The organism is Psychrobacter sp. FME13 (assembly GCF_014861395.1).
Taxonomy (GTDB): domain Bacteria; phylum Pseudomonadota; class Gammaproteobacteria; order Pseudomonadales; family Moraxellaceae; genus Psychrobacter.
In genome coordinates, this window is the sequence record NZ_RRYV01000291.1 from 1 (window position 1) to 1465 (window position 1465).

A 1465-nucleotide genomic window follows, 5' to 3' on the forward strand; every position below is an offset into this window, starting at 1 on the left:
TCGTCACTGACATAGCTCGTATCAGCAGCGCCATCGATCAGCGTATAGGGCGCTTGTTGATGGGTTTTGGTTTGCTGCTCCTCTGCGATAGTTTCTAACTGCGTCTTAATCGCTTTATGGTCATTGACCTGACGTCCCAGTCCCGTTGCTAACTGCGTTAAACGCGCCGCTAGGTGCTGTCCGCCAAGACCAGTTTGGGTGAGGGTCGGGGTATGCTGTTGATAATTGTGCTCTTGGACTTGCGCGTGGGTCTGCGGCTGAGTTGATAGAACAAGTGCTTCGCCAGATTTGATACTGATTTGGGCATTGGTAGTGGCGCTGATGCCTTGAAGCTACTTAACAATTATTTTTATTCTAATTCTGGATTATATAAAGCTAGTACTGTTGCATCATCTTCTTCGCAAGAGGTAAGATCTATCACACCGTATTTAGCTTGTTTAAGTTGCACAGTACATCCTGTGTATTTTGTAATTTTAGGGCTATTTATTAACTCTTGAAAGAATTGTTGAGGATTTTCTATACTACTTATCTCTAACATTTTGTATATTAAATTCATATGTAATTTACTAAATTCTTCATTTGATTTATAGTCACTAGATAATGTATATGTTTTACCAAAGTACCCTTCTGTATCTTTAATGAAAGAGTAATCAAAATCAATGCCATCTATATATTGGATATATCCTCGAAATAGATATTTATTTTCATCTAATTGCTTTCCTTTAATTAAGTTGCTATCAATTTCTCTGTATAAATAATTCTTTATTTCTTGAGCCCTCGATTCGGGAAAATAAAAGGGCTTATGTGGTTGACTAACTGGTGTTTTTATTATTCTTGGCTCCCAGTCAACTGAAGGTTCTGATATAACTATATCTGCTTCGATTACTCTCAAAGCATCTTCCTTTATTTTTTCTTCTTCTATAATATGCTTTAAGTTATCAGTATTTTCGTCCTTAGTATTATCGTTTGTTGAAAAGGCGTCACAAGATATCAATAAAATACTTAACATAGGTACTAATAATAAAATTTTCATAAAAACCCTTATAACTTATAGGTGCTTGTGTCATTCTGCATTTTATACCACTGATATCTTGGAAACAAAATTCGTTTGTTTTTATTCTTAGCATTCCTTTTTCCACGATACCAAGTGTAGTCCATTACCTTGTTGCTATAACCTTGATAAAATCGATATGGAGCTTTAGAGTCAAAGACATGGCGGAGTGTTAAGCTATGACCTATTTCGTGAACCAATGTATCTTTGTTTGTATTAGCTTGCTTAAAAATTATAATAATATTGCCCCATTGGAATTTACCTCCTACTACATCACCTGGAGCAAAACCGTTTATTCTTCCAGCCTCTAAGTCTGTATTAAAGATAAAAGTCTTTGGGTTTTTCGCATCATTTAGTTTAATTCTATTACCATTTGCGTCGGTATGAATGTGTTTACCGTAAGATTCGTAAATG

At 35.5% G+C, this 1465-nt stretch carries 1 protein-coding gene and 1 pseudogene; both read right to left on the minus strand.

Going from position 1 to position 1465, the window contains the following annotated elements; genetic code table 11:
* Nucleotides 1-349 precede the first annotated feature (349 nt).
* Nucleotides 350-1033 carry a hypothetical protein gene (locus EI164_RS16090; RefSeq protein WP_192520984.1) on the minus strand — a complete coding sequence of 228 codons (684 nt, stop codon included), beginning with the start codon at nucleotides 1031-1033 and terminating at the stop codon, nucleotides 350-352.
* 8 nt (nucleotides 1034-1041) lie between these two features.
* Nucleotides 1042-1465, minus strand: a pseudogene (locus tag EI164_RS16095) (hypothetical protein); the annotation flags it as partial.